11 protein-coding genes, 1 tRNA gene and 1 rRNA gene are annotated in these 19,428 nt (G+C 69.3%); 12 read left to right on the top strand and 1 reads right to left on the bottom strand.

Annotated elements, in window-relative coordinates; all coding sequences use genetic code 11:
• Nucleotides 1-2 precede the first annotated feature (2 nt).
• The 3 genes from rrf to FPZ41_RS33540 all read left to right on the top strand — a co-directional run bounded on the left by rrf (nucleotide 3) and on the right by FPZ41_RS33540 (nucleotide 1,090).
• Nucleotides 3-119: ribosomal RNA gene (rrf, locus tag FPZ41_RS33550) — 5S ribosomal RNA — on the top strand.
• A gap of 114 nt (nucleotides 120-233) precedes the next feature.
• Nucleotides 234-899, top strand: a complete 666-nt coding sequence (locus tag FPZ41_RS33545; protein ID WP_152867368.1) for a DegT/DnrJ/EryC1/StrS family aminotransferase — start codon at nucleotides 234-236, stop codon at nucleotides 897-899.
• A gap of 118 nt (nucleotides 900-1,017) precedes the next feature.
• A tRNA-Thr gene (locus tag FPZ41_RS33540) sits at nucleotides 1,018-1,090 on the top strand.
• Nucleotides 1,091-1,140: 50 nt separating this feature from the next.
• On the opposite strand, the gene FPZ41_RS33535 is transcribed toward FPZ41_RS33540, so the two are convergent.
• Nucleotides 1,141-3,912 carry a SpoIIE family protein phosphatase gene (locus FPZ41_RS33535; protein WP_152867365.1) on the bottom strand — a complete coding sequence of 924 codons (2,772 nt, stop codon included), beginning with the start codon at nucleotides 3,910-3,912 and terminating at the stop codon, nucleotides 1,141-1,143.
• A 374-nt stretch (nucleotides 3,913-4,286) separates the two neighbouring features.
• Between FPZ41_RS33535 and FPZ41_RS33530 the strand changes: the two genes are divergently transcribed.
• The 9 genes from FPZ41_RS33530 to FPZ41_RS33490 all read left to right on the top strand — a co-directional run bounded on the left by FPZ41_RS33530 (nucleotide 4,287) and on the right by FPZ41_RS33490 (nucleotide 18,995).
• On the top strand, nucleotides 4,287-9,791 hold the full coding sequence (locus FPZ41_RS33530) for a HAMP domain-containing protein (protein WP_322621053.1): 5,505 nt from the start codon (nucleotides 4,287-4,289) through the stop codon (nucleotides 9,789-9,791).
• Nucleotides 9,792-10,119: 328 nt separating this feature from the next.
• Nucleotides 10,120-10,803, top strand: a complete 684-nt coding sequence (locus FPZ41_RS33525; protein ID WP_131568281.1) for a response regulator — start codon at nucleotides 10,120-10,122, stop codon at nucleotides 10,801-10,803.
• 302 nt (nucleotides 10,804-11,105) lie between these two features.
• Nucleotides 11,106-13,838: an FtsK/SpoIIIE family DNA translocase gene (locus FPZ41_RS33520; protein WP_152867364.1), complete on the top strand. Its 2,733-nt coding sequence runs from the start codon at nucleotides 11,106-11,108 to the stop codon at nucleotides 13,836-13,838.
• 266 nt (nucleotides 13,839-14,104) lie between these two features.
• Nucleotides 14,105-14,971, top strand: coding sequence for a helix-turn-helix domain-containing protein (locus FPZ41_RS33515; RefSeq protein WP_322621052.1), 867 nt, complete (start codon nucleotides 14,105-14,107; stop codon nucleotides 14,969-14,971).
• Nucleotides 14,972-15,086: 115 nt separating this feature from the next.
• A complete protein-coding gene (gene rimO, locus FPZ41_RS33510; protein ID WP_152867363.1) occupies nucleotides 15,087-16,559 on the top strand; it encodes a 30S ribosomal protein S12 methylthiotransferase RimO in 1,473 nt (490 codons plus the stop codon).
• Nucleotides 16,556-17,251 (top strand): CDP-diacylglycerol--glycerol-3-phosphate 3-phosphatidyltransferase, encoded by a 696-nt coding sequence (pgsA, locus tag FPZ41_RS33505; RefSeq protein ID WP_152867362.1) that lies wholly within the window; start codon nucleotides 16,556-16,558, stop codon nucleotides 17,249-17,251. Before rimO ends, pgsA begins: the two co-directional genes overlap by 4 nt.
• Nucleotides 17,248-17,793, top strand: coding sequence for a CinA family protein (locus tag FPZ41_RS33500; RefSeq protein WP_322621051.1), 546 nt, complete (start codon nucleotides 17,248-17,250; stop codon nucleotides 17,791-17,793). The genes pgsA and FPZ41_RS33500 overlap by 4 nt, the downstream gene beginning before the upstream one ends.
• A gap of 109 nt (nucleotides 17,794-17,902) precedes the next feature.
• Entirely contained in the window at nucleotides 17,903-18,280 is a 378-nt protein-coding gene (locus tag FPZ41_RS33495) for a helix-turn-helix domain-containing protein (RefSeq protein WP_131568294.1), read from the top strand.
• A 244-nt stretch (nucleotides 18,281-18,524) separates the two neighbouring features.
• Nucleotides 18,525-18,995, top strand: coding sequence for a Dps family protein (locus FPZ41_RS33490; protein WP_131568296.1), 471 nt, complete (start codon nucleotides 18,525-18,527; stop codon nucleotides 18,993-18,995).
• The last annotated feature ends 433 nt before the right edge of the window (nucleotides 18,996-19,428 follow it).

Here is a 19,428-nt window from a genome sequence, read left to right as displayed (position 1 = left end):
GTTTCGGTGGTCATAGCGTGAGGGAAACGCCCGGTTACATTCCGAACCCGGAAGCTAAGCCTTACAGCGCCGATGGTACTGCAGGGGGGACCCTGTGGGAGAGTAGGACACCGCCGAACAAATATTGAGAGAGCTGGTCCCCGAACTTCGGTTCGGGGACCAGCTCTTTTTTGTTTCGCGTCACTTTGTGTTCACGTTGCACCACCAGCATCCGCAGCATGGGTGCAGCCGCAATGCTCAGAGCCGCAGGCATCGGCGCAGGTGACGAGGTCATCGTGCCGGCGTTCGGGAACGTGGAGGTCGCCGACGCCGTGCAACTGGCCGGTGCGGTGCCGGTGTTCGCCGACATAGATCCGGGGACGTACTGCCTGGACGCCACCGCCGTCGACGCTGCCGTCAGCGAGCGCACCGCGGCCGTGATCGTCGTGCACCGCTTCGGCAGGACTGCGGACATCGCGCAGCTGCGTGAAGTCGGGCAACGGCACGGGCTGTTGGTGCTGGAGCAGGGTGAGACCGAGAGGCCGTACGACGAGGTCGCGCAGCGCAGGGCGCATGCCGCCCATCTCAGCGGTCGGCTGCGTGGGGTGCGTACCCCGGACGGTGGCGGTGAGCACACCTACCAGCAGTACGTCGTGAGGGTGCTCGGCAACGGCCGGCCGGACCGCGATGCCTTCGCGCGCGCCTTGCGCGCCCGGGGGGTTGAGTGCCGGGTGCCGGTGAAGACGCCCGTGCACCGCATGCCAGGGTTCCGGCGGGACGTCTGCCTTCCGGAGACCGAGCTGGCCTCGGACGAGACGCTGGCGCTGCCTGTGGACGGCTCGCTGACCAAGCGCCAGGTGCATCGTGTCGTCTCCGCCTGCAACGCGCTGGGCGGACTGCTGCAACCCGCCTTCCCGTGAGTCCGCTCCCTCGCCCACCGGTCGTGGGACGGCCCAGAGGGCTATGGGTGTGGAGCACTCATCATTTCGGGGTATGATCTATTCCGTTGCCGCGAGGGAAACCTCGAAAAGGCAAGAGGCCCCTATAGCTCAGTCGGTAGAGCGTCTCCATGGTAAGGAGAAGGTCAACGGTTCGATTCCGTTTGGGGGCTCTGACAAAAGGCCTCGCCCACTAGGGCGAGGCCTTTTCTGTGCGCCGGTGTCAGTCGTTGTGGAGGCCCGGCACGCGCATCGCGAGGATCGCCATGTCGTCGGACGGGGCGTCGGAGGCGAAGCGTTCGACCGCGCGCATGATGCGGGCCGCGACCGCGCCCGCCGTCAGGCCCGTGCAGGTGGTCAGGACGTCCGTGAGGCCGTCGTCGCCCAGCATGCGGGTGCCCTCGCGGCGTTCGGTGACGCCGTCCGTCACGCACAGGAGGACGTCGCCGGGATCGAGGGTGACCGTCTGCTCGTACAGCTCCAGGTCCTCCATGACGCCCAGCAGGGGCTGGGGTTCGGCGGCCGGCTCGACCGAGCCGTCCTGGCGCAGGCGGAGCGGGAGCGGATGGCCGGCGCAGACCACCTTCAGGATGGCGCTGCCGTCCTCCTGGGGCCACAACTCGCCGTACAGGAGCGTCAGGAAGCGGCTGCGGGCGCCCTCGTCGATGATGGCGGAGTTCAGGCGCTCCAGGACCGCGGGGCCGCCGAAGCCCTCGCGGGCCAGCAGGCGCAGGGCGTGCCGGGCGAGGCCCGTGACCGCGGCCGCCTCCGGGCCCGTACCGCAGACGTCGCCGATGGCGAAGCCGTACGCCCCGTCGCGGATGGGGAACAGGTCGTAGAAGTCGCCACCGACCTCGTTGCCCTCGCCGGCCGCCCGGTAGATGACCTCGACCTCGACGCCCTCGACTTCCGGCAGTTCGGGCGGCAGGAGGCTGCGCTGGAGGGACTGGCTGATGGCCGTGCGCTCCGAGTACAGGCGGGCGTTGTCCAGTGCCAGTGCCGCCCGGCGCGACAGGTCCTCGGCCAGTTCCAGGATCTCCTGGCGGAAGTGTTCGTCCGTCGGCTTGCCCAGTGTCAGCATGCCGATCACGCGGTTGCGGGCCACCAGCGGAAGGACCACGGTCTCGCCGCCCACCGCCGCGGCCGTCGCGAGCGTGGTGCCGATGCCCGAGCTCACCGTCGCGGGCTCACCCAGGCCCAGGCTGCGCATGGACGTGCGCAGTGCGGCCTGGTGGGCCGCGTCGGCGGGCGCCGACCAGACGCGCGCGCCCGGGGTGGGGATCGGGTCGGGCGGGGGAACCTTGGACAGCAGGGCCTTGATGCCGTCGATGCGCTCCTCGTCCTCGTGGAGCACGTACGAGAGGTAGGGTTCCGAGGCCTGGTCGGCGATCGTGTAGACCGCGCACCAGGTGGCGAGGGTCGGGATCGTCATCTGGGCCATGAGCGCGAGGGTCTGGTCGCGGTCCAGGGTGCCCGCGAGGAGGTCCGAGGCCTCGACGAGGAAGCTGAGCGAGCCGCGGCGCAGGCGCTCCAGCTCGCCCAGGCGGGCCGACTCGACGGCGAGGGCGATGCGGTCGGCGGCGAACTGGAGGCGCAGTGCCTCCTCGTTGGAGTAGCGCCCCGGTGCCTCGGCCGCCACGCCGAGGGAGCCGGTGAGGCGGCCTTCGACCTTGAGCGGGACCGTGACGACCGAGCGCATGCCCGTGCCGCTGAGCAGCGGTACGGCGCCGGGGACCGCCGTGAGGTCGTCGTGGACCGCCGGCATGCGGGCCGAGCCGTAGCGTCCGGGGCCCGCCTCGACCGGGACGCGGGCGAAGCGCTGGCGGGCGGAGGGGAGGCCCGTGGAGGCGCGTACCTCCAACTCCGTTTCGTCGTCGGTCGCGAGGAGCAGGAAGGCGGAGTCGCCGTCGAGCATGTCGCGGGCGCGTTCGACCGTGCGCTGGAGGAGGCCGTCCAGGTCGTCGGGGGCCGGGGAACCGATGAAGACCTCGAAGGGGTCCGTCGGTTGGCCGTCGGAGGCCACGGCCGTGTCTGAGGCCGGTACGCGCACCGGAGTCTGGAGGACGGCGCGTTCGTGGTCCCGTACGAGAAGGCAGACGGTCGACGGCTCGCCCTGGGTGTCGCGGACGCGGAGATGTGAGGCGTACACCGGAGTTACGCGGCCGTTGGCGTCGCGGATGCCGTAACTGCCCTCCCAGCGGGACAGTTGGAGGGCTTCGGCGATGCCGGTGCTGGTGCCCGGGGTGTGCGGCCAGGCCGCGAGGTCGGTGAGGGGCTTGCCGGTGACCTGCTCCGCCATGTACCCGAACAGTTCTTCGGCGTCCTCGTTCCAGGCACCGATCGAGCCCGTGCGGTCGATCTGGACCACGGCCACGCGGACCCGGCCGTCGGCGAGCGGGAGGAGGTCGGCGGGGAGGGAGGGGCCGGCCGTGCGCGTGCCCACCGCACGTTCGGGCAGATCGAGGTGGAACCACACCTGCTTGTGCGTGGGCGTGTAGTCGACGCCCCAGCGCCCCGCGAGCGCCGCGCACAACTGGAGTCCGCGGCCGCCCTCGCGGTCCGGGCTGCCCATGTTGACGGACGTGGTCTGGAGGGGGATCTCGCGCTCGGGGTATCTGTCGGCCACCTCGATGCGTACGCCGTCGTCGCTGCGCAGGCAGAGGACATCGGCCGATGTGCCCGCATGTACCACCGCGTTGGTGACCAACTCGCTGGTGAGGACCACGGCGTCGTCGACGATGTCGGCGAAACCCCAGCCCTGGAGGGTGTCACGGACGAAGGACCGGGCGGTCGCGACCGATCGCCCGACGGGCTCGAAACTGGCGGCCGCGCGCGCGGTGATCACAGAACTCCTTGTCCGGTTCTCGACGTGCGGGAGGACGTGCGGGGAGGCGTGCGAGGGTCCGTGGCCGTCCCGCTCCTGCCGCTGCAGAGGCTGGTTCTCCGTCGGCCGAGGATCCTGGGGTGAGCCCCCGGGATGCAGTCCGGTGGTCATGGTGCGGCCGCCCCTCCGATGCCTGCCCGGTCGTCTTCGTGCCACCGTCCAGGCCGGACATGCCGGCGCGGCTGGACAGCCGCATGCAAGGTTACTTACCTTCGCCGTCCATGCGGATGCCGGTTCGCTGTGTTTACGCCCGGAGGGTGTGCGGACCGTGTGCGAAGCTGCCGAACTGTTATGGCCTGGTTCAGTGATGGTGAAACACTGGGCAAGCTTCCAAGGAGGGTCCGGGCAGGTGGGGTGCCTTCCGTGCAGTCGGGGCAGCAGCACCCAGCCGACCCTGGTATATCGGGCAGGCGGTGTTAACCGGTGCGCCGAGTGGTAGCCGAGTACGCAGTGCAGTAAAGGTCGACCCCTGCGGGAGGGACACAGTGGAGTCTGGCGCAGCGACGCGGGGCACTAAGACGCGCGCGAAAGGCGGACAGTCCCTGAGCAAGCAGCGACCATCGCGCAACGGCACCACAACGGTGGACACCGCGGATCTGAACAAGCTGCTGGCGGCGCTGGAAGCGATGCGTGACGGCAACTTCCGCAAACGGCTGACGGTCACCGGTGACGGCGTGCTGTCGGAGATCGCGGCCGTCTTCAACGAGGTGGCGGACCGGAACCTGCACCTGACGGGTGAGTTGTCGCGCGTACGGCGCGTGGTGGGGCGCGAGGGCAAGCTCACCGAGCGGCTGGAGACGGGCGCCTGCGAGGGTTCGTGGGCGACCGCGATCGACAACTCGAACGCGCTGGTCGACGACCTCGTACGGCCCGTTTCCGAGGTCGGCCGGGTGCTGTCCGCGGTGGCCGACGGCGATCTGTCGCAGCGTATGGAACTGCGCGCCCAGGGCGCCGACGGGAACGGGCATCCCCTCCGGGGAGAGTTCCTCAAGGTGGGGCGCACGGTCAACAACCTGGTGGACCAGCTGTCGACGTTCACCGACGAGGTCACCCGTGTGGCCAGCGAGGTCGGTACCGAGGGCAAGCTGGGCGGCCAGGCGCGCGTGCGTGGTATGTCCGGTTCGTGGAAGGACCTCACGGACTCCGTCAACACGATGGCGTACCGGTTGACCGCGCAGGTGCGTGACATCGCGTTGGTGACGACGGCCGTGGCCAAGGGTGACCTGTCACGGAAGGTCACGGTTCATGTGGCCGGCGAGATGCTGGAGCTCAAGAACACCGTCAACACGATGGTGGATCAGCTTGCCTCCTTCTCCTCCGAGGTGACGCGGGTCGCGCGCGAGGTGGGTACCGAGGGTGAGCTCGGCGGCCAGGCGAAGGTGCCCGGTGTGTCGGGAGTGTGGAAGGACCTCACCGATTCGGTGAATCTTATGGCCGGCAATCTGACGGCCCAGGTGCGCGGAATCGCACAGGTGACCACCGCCGTCGCCAACGGCGACCTGTCGCAGAAGGTGACGGTGAGCGCACGCGGCGAGGTCGCGCAGCTCGCCGAGACCATCAACCAGATGACGGAGACCCTGCGGACCTTCGCGGACGAGGTCACACGTGTCGCCAACGAGGTCGGTGGCGAGGGCCAACTCGGCGGTCAGGCGAACGTGCCGGGTGCGGCGGGCACCTGGAAGGACCTGACGGACTCCGTCAACACGGTGTTCCGCAACCTCACCACTCAGGTGCGCGACATCGCCGCCGTGACGACCGCCGTGGCGAGCGGCGACCTGTCCCAGAAGGTCACCGTCGATGTGGCCGGTGAGATGCTGGAGCTGAAGAACACCGTCAACACGATGGTCGACCAGCTGTCGGCGTTCGGTGCCGAGGTCACCCGGGTGGCCCGTGAGATCGGCGTCGAGGGTGAACTGGGTGGCCAGGCCCAGGTGCCCGGTGCGGCCGGTACGTGGAAGGACCTGACGGACTCCGTCAACACGGCGTTCCGTAACCTCACCGGACAGGTGAGGAACATCGCCCAGGTGACGACGGCGGTGGCGAACGGCGACCTCTCGCAGAAGGTCACCGTCGACGTGTCCGGCGAGATGCTCCAGCTGAAGAACACCGTGAACACGATGGTCGACCAACTGTCGGCGTTCGGTGCGGAGGTCACGCGGGTGGCCCGTGACGTGGGCACCGAGGGCCGCCTCGGCGGTCAGGCTCGCGTGGACGGCGTCTCCGGCACGTGGAAGGAGCTCACCGACTCCGTCAACTTCATGGCCGGCAACCTCACCTCCCAGGTGCGGCAGATCGCCCAGGTGACGACCGCGGTGGCGCGGGGTGATCTGTCGCAGAAGATCGACGTGGACGCGCGTGGCGAGATCCTGGAGCTGAAGAACACCCTCAACACGATGGTGGACCAGCTCTCCGCGTTCGCCGACCAGGTGACCCGGGTGGCCCGTGAGGTGGGTACGGAGGGCCGGCTGGGCGGCCAGGCGCAGGTCCCCGGTGTCGCCGGTGTGTGGCGGGACCTCACCGACTCCGTGAACGGCATGGCGGGCAACCTCACCTCGCAGGTGCGCAACATCGCGCAGGTCGCGACCGCGGTGGCGCGGGGTGATCTGTCGCAGAAGATCGACGTGGACGCGCGTGGCGAGATCCTGGAGCTGAAGAACACCCTCAACACGATGGTGGACCAGCTCTCGAACTTCGCCGAGCAGGTCACGCGTGTGTCCCGCGAGGTGGGTACCGAGGGCATCCTCGGCGGGCAGGCCGAGGTCCAGGGCGTCTCCGGCACCTGGAAGGACCTCACCCAGTCCGTGAACGGCATGGCCAACAACCTGACCATGCAGGTGCGCAACATCGCCGAGGTCACGACGGCGGTGGCCAACGGTGACCTGTCGAAGAAGATCACGGTCGACGCGAAGGGCGAGATCCTCGAACTCGTCACGACCGTCAACACGATGGTGGACCAGCTCTCGAACTTCGCCGAGCAGGTGACCCGTGTGGCCCGCGAGGTGGGCACGGAGGGCCAGCTGGGCGGCCAGGCCCGGGTGCTCGGGGTCACGGGTATCTGGAAGGACCTGAGCGACAACGTCAACGTGATGGCGGCCAACCTCACCAGTCAGGTGCGGCAGATCGCCCAGGTGACGACGGCGGTCGCCAACGGTGACCTCACCAAGAAGGTCACTGTCGAGGCGAGTGGTGAGGTCGCCCAGCTCGCCGACACCGTCAACACGATGGTGACGACCCTGAGCTCCTTCGCCGAACAGGTGACCCGGGTGGCCCGTGAGGTGGGTACGGACGGCATCCTCGGCGGTCAGGCGCACGTGCCGGGAGTCGCCGGTACCTGGAAGGACCTCACCGAGTCCGTGAACGGCATGGCGTCCAACCTGACCGGTCAGGTGCGCAACATCGCCATGGTCACGACGGCAATCGCCAAGGGTGATCTGACCAAGAAGATCGACATCGACGCGCGTGGCGAGATCCTGGAGCTCAAGACCACGATCAACACGATGGTCGACCAGCTCTCGTCCTTCGCCGAGGAGGTCACCCGGGTCGCCCGCGAGGTGGGCACGGAAGGCGCACTGGGCGGCCAGGCGCGCGTGCGGGACGTCGACGGCACCTGGCGCGACCTCACCGAGTCGGTGAACGAGATGGCCGGGAACCTGACCCGGCAGGTGCGCGCCATCGCGCGCGTGGCCACCGCGGTCACCCGCGGCGACCTCAACCTGAAGATCGATGTGGATGCCTCGGGCGAGATCCAGGAGCTTCAGGACTACATCAACAAGATGATCGCCAACCTGCGTGACACCACGATCGCCAACAAGGAGCAGGACTGGCTGAAGGGCAACCTCGCCCGTATCTCCGCCCTGATGCAGGGCCGCCGCGATCTGGCGGACGTGGCCTCGCTGATCATGAGCGAGCTCACCCCCGTCGTCTCCGCGCAGCACGGCGCGTTCTTCCTCGCCATGCCGCTCGTCGACGGCAAGGACCTGAAGGACCTCGGTACCGGCAACGACGACGCGTACGAGCTGCGCATGCTCGGGTCGTACGGCTACTCCATGGGCTCCATGCCGACGTCGTTCCGGCCCGGTGAGGCGCTGATCGGGACGGCCGCCATGGAGAAACGCACGATCCTCGTGGAGAACGCGCCGAGCGGCTATCTGAGGATCTCCTCCGGTCTCGGCGAGGCACCCCCGGCGCAGGTCATCGTGCTTCCGGTGCTCTTCGAGGGGACCGTGCTCGGCGTCATCGAGCTGGCCTCGTTCACGCCGTTCACGCAGATCCAGAAGGACTTCCTGAACCAGATCGCCGAGATGATCGCGACGAGCGTCAACACGATCTCGGTCAACACCAAGACCGAGGTGCTGCTGAAGCAGTCGCAGGAGCTGACCGAGCAGCTCCGGCTGCGCTCGGAGGAGCTGGAGCAGCGGCAGAAGGCCCTCCAGGCGTCCAACGCCGAGCTGGAGGACAAGGCCGCGCTGCTGGCCCGGCAGAACCGCGACATCGAGGTCAAGAACACCGAGATCGAGGAGGCGCGGCAGGTCCTCGAGGAGCGCGCCGAGCAGCTCGCCGTGTCCATGCGGTACAAGAGCGAGTTCCTGGCGAACATGTCGCACGAGCTGCGCACCCCGCTCAACTCGCTGCTGATCCTCGCCAAGCTGCTCGCCGACAACGCGGATTCGAACCTCACGCCGAAGCAGGTCGAGTTCGCCGAGACGATCCACGGGGCGGGCTCCGACCTGCTGCAGCTGATCAACGACATCCTCGACCTGTCCAAGGTCGAGGCGGGCAAGATGGACGTCTCCCCGACGCGCATCGCGCTCGTCCAGCTCGTCGACTACGTGGAGGCCACCTTCCGGCCGCTCACCGCGGAGAAGGGCATCGACTTCTCCGTACGGGTGTCCCCGGAGCTGCCCGCCACGCTGCACACCGACGAACAGCGGCTCCTGCAGGTGCTGCGCAACCTGCTGTCCAACGCGGTCAAGTTCACCGACACGGGTGCGGTCGAACTGGTCATCCGGCCGGCGAGCGCGGACGTCCCGGTGGCCATTCGGGAGCAGTTGCTGGAGGCCGGCTCGCTGCGGGATGCGGACGCCGACCTGATCGCGTTCTCCGTGACCGACACCGGCATCGGCATCGCGGCCAGCAAGATGCGGGTGATCTTCGACGCCTTCAAACAGGCCGACGGGACCACCAGCCGCAAGTACGGCGGCACGGGCCTGGGGCTGTCCATCTCGCGGGAGATCGCGCGTCTGCTGGGCGGCGAGATCTACGCGCAGAGCGAGCCCGGACGCGGCTCCACGTTCACCCTGTATTTGCCGCTGCACCCGAGTGAACTGCCGCCGCAGGGATACACGCAGCCCGCGGCCGCGATGATCGAGCCCGGCGAGCTGCTGGCGTCCGCGGTGGAGGAGCTGTCCCCGCCGGACATCGAGACCCCGGCCGAGGTGAGGTCGTACCACGCGACCCAGAACGGGCCCGCGGCGCTCTTCAGGCGGCGCCGCAGGGCGCTGCCGACGGTCGAGCACCGTCCTCAGCCGACGGCGGCCTCCGGGACCTCGGGGCAGGAGCAGTGGTCGGCGGGGGGCCAGCCGGCCGCGGCTCACCCGAAGAAGGGCATCCGGTTCGCCAGCGAGAAGGTGCTGATCGTCGACGACGACATCCGCAACGTGTTCGCGCTGACCAGCGTCCTGGAGCAGCACGGCCTGTCGGTGCTGTACGCGGAGAACGGCCGCGAGGGCATCGAGGTCCTGGAGCAGCACGACGATGTGGCGGTCGTTCTGATGGACATCATGATGCCCGAGATGGACGGATACGCGACGACGACGGCGATCCGCCGGATGCCGCAGTTCGCCGGGCTGCCGATCATCGCGCTGACCGCCAAGGCGATGAAGGGCGACCGGGAGAAGGCCATCGAGTCGGGTGCCTCGGACTACGTCACGAAGCCCGTCGACCCGGATCACCTGCTCACGGTCATGGACCAGTGGATGCGCGCCGAATGAGTGTCCGAACACTCTGGGTGCGATCCGGCAACTGGCGTGCCGGCGGCAGCGAGTTGCCGCCGAGGCGTGCAGGAAATCGCATAACTGACCGTGGCCGCAGCCGTGTAGAGGGGCGGGATTGGGGGAACCTTCTGGTCTCCCGCTACGTTTCTGCTACGTGCACAGTGACATCACGGTGACAGGGTGTGGCGACGGGCGGGGTGCGGCTACCATGACCGGCACAAGGACGGGCGGCGCAAGGGAGTCGTCCCCTGGGACGGCGCCCGGCGGTGTCGTCCCAAGTCCTGAGGACAGGGGAGGCCCCACGCCGGGGCGAGGAGGGCGGGCCATGGTGCAGAAGGCCAAGATCCTCCTGGTCGATGACCGGCCGGAGAATCTGTTGGCGCTGGAGGCCATTCTCTCTGCGCTCGATCAGACGCTGGTGCGGGCATCGTCCGGGGAGGAAGCGCTCAAAGCGCTGCTGACGGACGACTTCGCGGTCATTCTGCTGGACGTCCAGATGCCGGGTATGGATGGATTCGAAACCGCAGCGCACATCAAGCGGCGAGAACGGACACGGGACATCCCGATCATCTTCCTCACCGCCATCAACCACGGCCCGCACCACACCTTCCGTGGTTACGCGGCGGGCGCGGTGGACTACATCTCCAAGCCGTTCGACCCGTGGGTGCTGCGGGCGAAGGTCTCGGTGTTCGTCGAGCTGTACATGAAGAACTGCCAGCTCCGGGAGCAGGCCGCCCTGCTGCGACTCCAGTTGGAGGGCGGTGGCAAGTCCGCGGTCGGCGACAGCAAAGAGCCGGTCGGACTCCTCGCGGAGCTGTCGGCGCGGCTCGCGGCGGTCGAGGAGCAGGCCGAGGCGCTGTCCAAGCAACTTGACGACGAGTCGGCGGACGCGGCGGCGGTGGCCACCGCCGCGCATCTCGAACGGAAACTGACGGGTCTGCGCAGGGCGCTGGACGCGTTGGAGCCGGGGACCGGGAGCGGGGCGGCTTCGCTGCCGTCGCAGAACTGAGCGGGGCTCTGCCGGGTGCGGTGGCGCCTTGCGGGGGCCGGGTGTTGTGGCTGGGGCCTGAGGATCTCGCCCAGCCACCCCTACCGGTCCCACCCCTGGGGCAGGCCATCAGACCCCCGCTCCGGCCTGAACGGCCTCGTCCTCAAACGCCGGACGGGCTGCTGCAAGCGTCAGGGTCCCGGTGAGTGCCCGTCAGGGTTGCTGCGGGTCACGTCAGTTTGCTGCCTCTTCACGGACGACACGAATGGGTGAAGCAGAAACCACACGTGTCCACTGTGGTCTCCACCGGTAACCTCACACTCATGGCCTCACGTCAGTCCGCAGCCAAGAAGCCCGCGAAGAAGACGGCCGCTCCGCCGAAGGCTGCGGCGAAGAAGGCCCCTGCGAAGAAAACCGCGGCGAAGAAAGCGCCTGCCAAGAAGGCCCCGGCGAAGAAGGCGGCCCCTCCGAAGCCGGCTCCCAACCCGACCGGAGGCGTGTACCGGCTTGTGCGCGCCGTCTGGCTCGGTGCCGCGCACGCGGTCGGCGCCGTGTTCCGAGGCGTAGGGCAGGGCGCGCGGAGTCTCGACCCGGCGCACCGGAAGGACGGCATCGCGCTGCTGCTGCTCGCCCTGGCTCTGATCGTCGCCGCCGGCACCTGGTCCAACCTGCAGGGTCCGGTCGGCGACCTCGTCGAGATGCTCGTCACCGGCACCTTCGGGCGGCTCGACCTGCTGGTGCCGATTCTGCTCGCGGTCATCGCCGTCCGGTTCATCCGGCACCCCGAGAAGCCGGAGGCCAACGGTCGCATCGTCATCGGCCTGTCCGCGCTCCTCATCGGCGTGCTCGGTCAGGTCCACCTCGCGTGCGGGGCGCCAGCGCGCAGCGACGGCATGCAGGCGATAAGGGACGCCGGCGGGCTCATCGGCTGGGGTGCGGCCACGCCCCTGACGTACACCATGGGTGAGATCCTCGCCGTACCGCTCCTAGTGCTGCTGACGATCTTCGGTCTGCTCGTCGTCACGGCGACTCCGGTCAACGCCATCCCGCAGCGGCTGCGGCTGCTCGGCCGGAAGCTGGGCATCGTCCAGGACGACACCGACGAGGAACTCACCGAGGACGACCAGCGCTACGACGACCACTGGCGCGAGTCGCTGCCCCCGCGCTCCCGGGGGCGCAGGACCGCCTCCGAGGCCTACGACCCGGACAGCGCCGAGCAGGAGGCCCTCTCACGGCGCCGTGGGCGTCCCCGGAAGTCCGCCGCGCCGCAAACAGATCCGGACCGGCCCAGGGACGCTGTGGACGTCGCCGCTGCCGCCGCTGCCGCTCTCGACGGCGCCGTCCTGCACGGCATGCCGCCCTCGCCGCTCGTCGCCGGCCTCACCCAGGGTGTCACCGCCGAACGCGACGGCTACGAGGAGACGACACCCGTACCGGCCGCGCGCTCCAAGGCGGCCAAGCAGACCGTCAAGCCGCCCCGGCAGGAGAAGCTGAACGCGGAGGTCCCCGACCTCACCAAGGCACCGCCCACCGACACCCGCGATCTCCCGCCGCGTGCCGAACAGCTCCAGCTCGCCGGGGACATCACCTACTCCCTGCCCTCGCTGGACCTCCTCGCGCGCGGGGGCCCCGGAAAGGCCCGCAGCGCGGCCAACGACGCCATAGTCGACTCCCTGACGACCGTTTTCACCGAGTTCAAGGTCGACGCCCGTGTCACGGGCTTCACGCGCGGGCCGACGGTCACGCGCTACGAGGTCGAGCTCGGTCCCGCGGTGAAGGTCGAGCGGATCACGGCGCTGACGAAGAACATCGCGTACGCCGTCGCCAGCCCCGACGTACGGATCATCTCGCCGATCCCCGGCAAGTCCGCGGTGGGTATCGAGATCCCCAACACCGACCGCGAGATGGTGAACCTCGGGGACGTCCTGCGGCTCGCGGACGCCGCCGAGGACGACCACCCGATGCTGGTCGCGCTCGGCAAGGACGTCGAGGGCGGCTATGTGATGGCCAATCTGGCGAAGATGCCGCATGTGCTCGTCGCCGGTGCGACCGGTTCCGGTAAGTCGTCGTGCATCAACTGCCTGATCACGTCCGTCATGGTGCGCGCCACCCCCGAGGACGTCCGCATGGTCCTCGTCGACCCAAAGCGCGTCGAACTGACCGCCTACGAGGGCATCCCGCACCTGATCACGCCGATCATCACCAACCCCAAGCGGGCCGCCGAGGCGCTCCAGTGGGTCGTACGGGAGATGGACCTCAGGTACGACGACCTCGCGGCGTACGGCTACCGGCACATCGACGACTTCAACGCCGCCGTGCGGAGCGGCAGGGTGAAGTCGCCGGAGGGCAGCGAGCGCGAACTCCAGCCGTACCCCTATCTGTTGGTGATCGTCGATGAGCTGGCCGACCTGATGATGGTGGCGCCCCGGGACGTCGAGGACGCCATCGTGCGCATCACGCAGCTCGCGCGTGCGGCCGGCATTCACCTCGTGCTCGCCACGCAGCGGCCGTCGGTCGACGTCGTCACGGGCCTCATCAAGGCGAACGTGCCCTCACGGCTCGCCTTCGCCACCTCCTCGCTCGCCGACTCGCGCGTCATCCTCGACCAGCCGGGCGCCGAGAAACTGATCGGCAAGGGCGACGGGCTCTTCCTGCCGATGGGGGCCAACAAGCCGACCCGATTGCAGGGCGCCTTCGTGACCGAGGACGAGGTCGCGGCGATCGTCCAGCACTGCAAGGACCAGATGACGCCCGTCTTCCGGGACGATGTCGTCGTGGGCACCAAGCAGAAGAAGGAGATCGACGAGGACATCGGCGACGACCTCGACCTGCTGTGCCAGGCGGCCGAGCTGGTCGTCTCCACGCAGTTCGGGTCCACCTCGATGCTCCAGCGCAAGCTGCGCGTGGGCTTCGCCAAGGCCGGACGGTTGATGGACCTCATGGAGTCGCGCAACATCGTGGGCCCGAGCGAGGGTTCGAAGGCGCGCGACGTCCTGGTCAAGCCCGACGAGTTGGACGGAGTGCTCGCGGTGATCCGTGGAGAGGCCGACGGCTAGGGAGAACAGTCGCCGGGAATGCTCTTCTCGGGCGGCGCATGGCAAACGGAGTAATCGAACATGCCCCGCCCGTAAGGGTATGGTGGGCAACCGTTTCCCGTCGGCGTACGTCAAGTTGAGGGAGGCGACAACTGTCTGCCTCACCCTCAGGATGTCCGGCCGTTCTGATGGCGTACAAACTCCGACCGCCCGGTTGCCCCACCCTTTCGTACCCCCCCTAGACTGAACCCCTAGCACAGGTGGCTACACGCTCGAAAGGCGCCCCCGTGTCCATCGGCAACTCCCCTGACGGCAACTCCCCCGAAGACGAGCGTCCGTTCGAAGAAGACCGCGACGAACGTGAGGCGGAACGCCCCTCGATCGGCCGTGCCCTCCAGCAGGCGCGCCTCGATGCCGGGCTGACCGTCGACGACGTCAGCAGCGCCACCCGGGTCCGTATCGCCATCGTGCACGCGATCGAGCAGGACGACTTCGCCGCCTGTGGCGGGGACGTCTACGCGCGCGGGCACATCCGCACCCTCGCGCGCGCGGTGCGCCTCGACCCCGCGCCGCTGCTCGCACAGTTCGAAGCCGGCCACGGTGGGCGCCCCGCCCCCGGCCTGGCGGCACCGCTGTTCGAGGCGGAGCGCATCCGTCCCGACCGGCACGGGCCGAACTGGACCGCCGCCATGGTCGCCGCGATCGTCGCGGTGATCGGCTTCGTCGGCTTCACGCTGTTCAGCGGCGGTGACGACGACGGCACGACGGCGGTCGCCGAGGGCTCCACGCCCACCACGAGCAAGCCCGATTCCTCGCCCACGCCCAAGAATGACAGGGCGGACGGCGCCCCGAAGCCCGACGCGTCCGACAGTGCCATCGCGGCCGCGCCCCAGGACAAGGTGACCGTCCAGGTCAGTGCCGACGACGGACGCAGCTGGATCTCGGCCAAGGACCACAATGGGCGGCTGCTCTTCGACGGGCTCCTGGAGCAGGGCGACTCCAAGACCTTCCAGGACAAGGAGAAGGTCGACCTCGTCCTCGGTGACGCGGGCGCGATCCAGCTGTATGTGAACGGCAAGAAGATCGAGGACGAGTGGCAGCCCGGCGCGGTCGAACGCCTGACGTACACGAAGGGCGACCCCGAGGCCGGATAGGCGAGGGGTTTCGGCTCGCACGGACGAGCCACAGGGGTGTGCGGGCACGGGGTTGGCCAAGATCGGCCAACCCCGTCGACGTGGGCTGTCAGTGGGACGAAGTAGTCTTGAGCCCATGCCTGAACGCCGTACCGTCGCACTCGTCACACTCGGCTGCGCCCGTAACGAGGTGGACTCGGAGGAGCTCGCAGGCCGCTTGGAGGCGGACGGCTGGGAACTCGTCGAGGACGCCGGGGACGCCGACGTCGCCGTGGTGAACACCTGTGGCTTCGTCGAGGCCGCGAAGAAGGACTCGGTCGACGCCCTCCTGGAGGCCAACGACCTCAAGGACCACGGCAGAACGCAGGCCGTCGTGGCGGTCGGCTGCATGGCCGAGCGCTACGGCAAGGAGCTGGCGGAAGCCCTGCCCGAGGCCGACGGTGTGCTCGGCTTCGACGACTACGCGGACATCTCCGACCGCCTCCAGACCATCCTCTCCGGCGGCATCCACGCCTCGCACACCCCGCGCGACCGGCGCAAGCTGCTGCCCGTCAGCCCCGCCGAGCGGCAGAGCGCGGGTGCCGACGTCGCGCTTCCCGGGCATGCGCCCGTCGATCTCCCGGAGGGTCTCGCTCCGGCCTCGGGGCCTCGTGCGCCCCTGCGGCGCCGCCTCGACGGCTCGCCCGTCGCCTCGGTGAAGCTTGCCTCCGGCTGCGACCGGCGCTGCTCCTTCTGCGCCATCCCCTCGTTCCGCGGATCCTTCATCTCGCGGCGGCCGAGCGACGTCCTCGGCGAGACCCGGTGGCTCGCCGAACAGGGGGTGAAGGAGATCATGCTGGTCTCCGAGAACAACACCTCGTACGGCAAGGACCTGGGCGACATCCGTCTCCTGGAGACCCTGCTGCCCGAGCTCGCCGCGGTCGACGGCATCGAGCGCGTGCGCGTCAGCTACCTCCAGCCCGCCGAGATGCGGCCCGGGCTCATCGACGTGCTGACGTCCACACCGAACGTGGTGCCCTACTTCGACCTGTCCTTCCAGCACTCCGCCCCCGGTGTGCTGCGCGCGATGCGGCGCTTCGGGAGCACCGACCAGTTCCTGGAGCTGCTCGACACGATCCGCGCCAAGGCCCCGGAGGCCGGTGTGCGGTCCAACTTCATCGTGGGCTTCCCCGGCGAGACCGCGGACGACCTGGCGGAGCTGGAACGGTTCCTGAGCGGCGCGAGACTGGACGCGATCGGCGTCTTCGGCTACTCCGACGAGGAGGGCACCGAGGCCGCGACCTACGAGAACAAGCTGGACGAGGACGTGGTCGCCGAGCGGCTCGCGCGCGTGTCCCGGCTGGCCGAGGAGCTCGTCTCGCAGCGCGCCGAGGACCGGGTCGGCGAGACGGTGCACGTGCTGGTCGAGTCGGTCGACGGCGAGGAGGGCGCGTACGGCCGCGGTGCGCACCAGGCGCCCGAGACGGACGGCCAGGTGCTGTTCACGACCGGCGCGGGCCTGAGCGTCGGCCTCATGGTCGAGGCGAAGGTGGTCGGCACGGAGGGCGTCGACCTGGTGGCGGAGCCGCTGCAGGGCTCGCTCGCCTGTCCTGAGGAGAGGGTCAGATGACGGGAGTCCCGGCATCCGCGGCGGGTGGTTCCGCCGGCACCTCGGGCGCCCAGAGCGGAGCCAAGCCGGTGCGCGCCGGGAAGCTGGGCGCTGCCGCCGTCAACCAGGCCAGCCTCTGGAACGTCGCGAACCTCCTTACCATGCTCCGCCTGGTCCTCGTGCCCGGCTTCGTCGCGCTGATGCTCATGGACGGCGGGTACGACCCGGTGTGGCGCGCCTGGGCCTGGGCGGCGTTCGCCGTCGCCATGATCACCGACGTCTTCGACGGTCACCTGGCGCGCACTTACAACCTCGTCACCGACTTCGGGAAGATCGCCGACCCCATCGCCGACAAGGCGATCATGGGAGCGGCGCTGATCTGCCTGTCCGGCCTGGGCGATCTGCCGTGGTGGGTGACGGGTGTCATCCTCGGCCGGGAACTCGGGATCACCCTGATGCGTTTCCTGGTCATCCGGTACGGGGTCATCCCCGCGAGCCGTGGCGGCAAGATGAAGACGCTCGTGCAGGGCACGGCCGTCGGGATGTACGTCCTGGCGCTGACGGGCCCCCTGGCGACGCTGCGGTTCTGGGTGATGGCCGTGGCGGTCGTTCTGACCGTCGTGACCGGGCTCGACTATGTAAGACAGGCCATTGTGCTGCGCAAGCGCGGAGTCGCCCCGCAGAAGACGGTGGCAGAGGAGGCGGATCGGTGAGTTCCACGGCCGCCGACGTGCTGCGACTACTCATGGTGAGGGGCGAGACGCTCGCCGTCGCCGAGTCGCTGACCGGTGGTCTGGTGGCGGCCGAGATCACAGCGACGCCCGGAGCCTCGAATGCGTTCCGCGGCTCGGTGACCGCCTACGCCACCGAGCTCAAGCACGAGGTGCTCGGCGTCGACGCCACCCTGCTGGCGGCGCACGGAGCGGTAAATCCGCAGGTCGCGGCCCAGATGGCGGCCGGAGTGCGGAAGTTCCTCGGTGCGGACTGGGGCATCGCGACCACCGGTGTCGCGGGTCCCGAACCCCAGGACGGACAGCCGGTGGGCACGGTTTTCGTTGCCGTCGACGGACCGTTCGGCGCGGATTCCGGCGGTTCAGGTGGCGGGAAAGTGTCTGCGTTGCGGTTGAACGGCGACCGGGCGGAAATCCGTATGGAGAGTGTACGGAGCGTACTCGCACTGCTCCTGAAGGAGCTTGCGGGCGAACAGACCGGGAATGAGCGGGCACAGGATACGGAACAGAACGGGGGGACTTGATGTTTGCAGCCCTTAGTGAACACGACAGCGCTCCCCGCACGGCCGCGGCGCAAGGCGGTACGGTGGGGCGTGAAGGATGCGGCTACGCGGTCCGAGGAGGGAGCCACCGATGATTCTGCTCCGTCGCCTGCTGGGTGACGTGCTGCGTCGGCAGCGCCAGCGCCAGGGCCGTACTCTGCGCGAAGTCTCCTCGTCCGCCCGAGTCTCACTCGGCTATCTCTCCGAGGTGGAGCGGGGGCAGAAGGAGGCTTCCTCCGAGCTGCTCTCCGCCATTTGCGACGCGCTGGACGTACGGATGTCCGAGCTCATGCGGGAAGTGAGCGACGAGCTCGCACTCGCCGAGCTGGCCCAGTCGGCAGCGGCCGCCGAGCCGGTGCCGGCACCAGTGCGTCGACCCATGCTCAACTCCGTATCGGTGACCGGTGTGCCACCGGAACGGGTCACGATCAAGGCGCCCGCCGAGGCGGTGGACGTCGTCGCCGCGTGAGCATTCGGCGCGGTGTGATGTGTCTGACTCACGAAGCGGGCCGAGGCCCGTCGTGAGGTGAGTGCGAGGAAGCCCCGGACGGGGCTCTTCCGGGGAGACCCGGAGGAGCGTCGGCCGGGGCTTTCGTGTTTCCCCGTTTGCCCGTCGTGGGCGGGGCGGTCATCTTGGAGTAAGTGGGGGGCTCGGGGCCGTACGAACGATTCTCCGCGCGAGGGTTCGCGGCGGAGGGATTCGGAGCTTGCCCATGTACGTCGTGAAGAGCCCGTTGCCCGAGGCCGACCTCAAGACCGTGTCCGAGGCGCTGCAGGGCGCCCTGGTCGACCTGGTGGACCTCTCCCTGGTGGCGAAGCAGATCCACTGGAACATCGTCGGGCCGCGTTTCCGCTCCATACACCTTCAGCTCGACGAGGTCGTGGCCACTGCCCGGACGCATTCCGACACGGTGGCGGAACGGGCCGCGACTCTGGGTGTCTCGCCCGACGGCCGGGCCGGCACGGTCGCGGCCACCAGCGGCATCGGCAAGGTCCCTGACGGCTGGGTCAAGGACACGGACGCGGTGGGAACGCTCGTGGACGCGCTGGGCGCGGTCATCACGCGGATGCGGCAACGGGTGAACTCCACCGCCGACCCCGACCCGGTGAGCCAGGACATCTTCATCGGGATCACGGCGGATCTCGAAAAGCATCACTGGATGTTCCAGGCGGAGCACGGGTGACGGGGATGGGCGGAGCCCGCGGGAGCGCCTCGGCGGGCGGGGCGCGCCCTGGGTGGCGTACGTGCCCGCGCACGGGTGGTGTGCGCCCTGTGTGGGGTGAGTGCCGTATCCGTGTGAGGGGAGTGCGCCGGGCCCGGGCGCTGGGCGGTGTCCGTGCGGGTGCGGTGCGCCCCTGTGCCGGGGGTGCGCCCTGCCGAGCGGTGCGGGCGGCGGCCTAGCGTCGGGCCGAGGGCGTGGAACGGCTCCGGGTGGCCGGGGCGGCCTGGAGGTGGCGGCCATGGGGACAGTGCGCTGGGGGGCGGCGCTGGGGTTCGGCGCGCTGTGGTGGTGGGGGGTGCTGCGCCTCGCCCTGGCGCCGGACGCGGGTCCGGTGGAGGCGGCGGTCGCGGCCGGGGGGTGGGGGCTGAGCCTGCTGCCGGTGCACTGTGTGCCC

The sequence above is a fragment of the Streptomyces acidicola genome (genome assembly GCF_009377235.1).
Classification (GTDB): domain Bacteria; phylum Actinomycetota; class Actinomycetes; order Streptomycetales; family Streptomycetaceae; genus Streptomyces; species Streptomyces acidicola.
Note: the sequence above shows the minus strand (reverse complement) of the source record. Positions and strands in the feature narration are given on the sequence as shown.

What these genes read in the sequence shown, in the direction of transcription:
- FPZ41_RS33545 (WP_152867368.1), top strand. Translation starts at nt 234, where the DNA reads ATGCTCAGAGCCGCAGGCATCGGCGCAGGTGACGAGGTCATCGTGCCG.
- FPZ41_RS33535 (WP_152867365.1), bottom strand. Translation starts at nt 3,912, where the DNA reads ATGACCACCGGACTGCATCCCGGGGGCTCACCCCAGGATCCTCGGCCG.
- FPZ41_RS33525 (WP_131568281.1), top strand. Translation starts at nt 10,120, where the DNA reads ATGGTGCAGAAGGCCAAGATCCTCCTGGTCGATGACCGGCCGGAGAAT.
- FPZ41_RS33520 (WP_152867364.1), top strand. Translation starts at nt 11,106, where the DNA reads ATGGCCTCACGTCAGTCCGCAGCCAAGAAGCCCGCGAAGAAGACGGCC.
- rimO (WP_152867363.1), top strand. Translation starts at nt 15,087, where the DNA reads ATGCCTGAACGCCGTACCGTCGCACTCGTCACACTCGGCTGCGCCCGT.
- pgsA (WP_152867362.1), top strand. Translation starts at nt 16,556, where the DNA reads ATGACGGGAGTCCCGGCATCCGCGGCGGGTGGTTCCGCCGGCACCTCG.
- FPZ41_RS33495 (WP_131568294.1), top strand. Translation starts at nt 17,903, where the DNA reads ATGATTCTGCTCCGTCGCCTGCTGGGTGACGTGCTGCGTCGGCAGCGC.
- FPZ41_RS33490 (WP_131568296.1), top strand. Translation starts at nt 18,525, where the DNA reads ATGTACGTCGTGAAGAGCCCGTTGCCCGAGGCCGACCTCAAGACCGTG.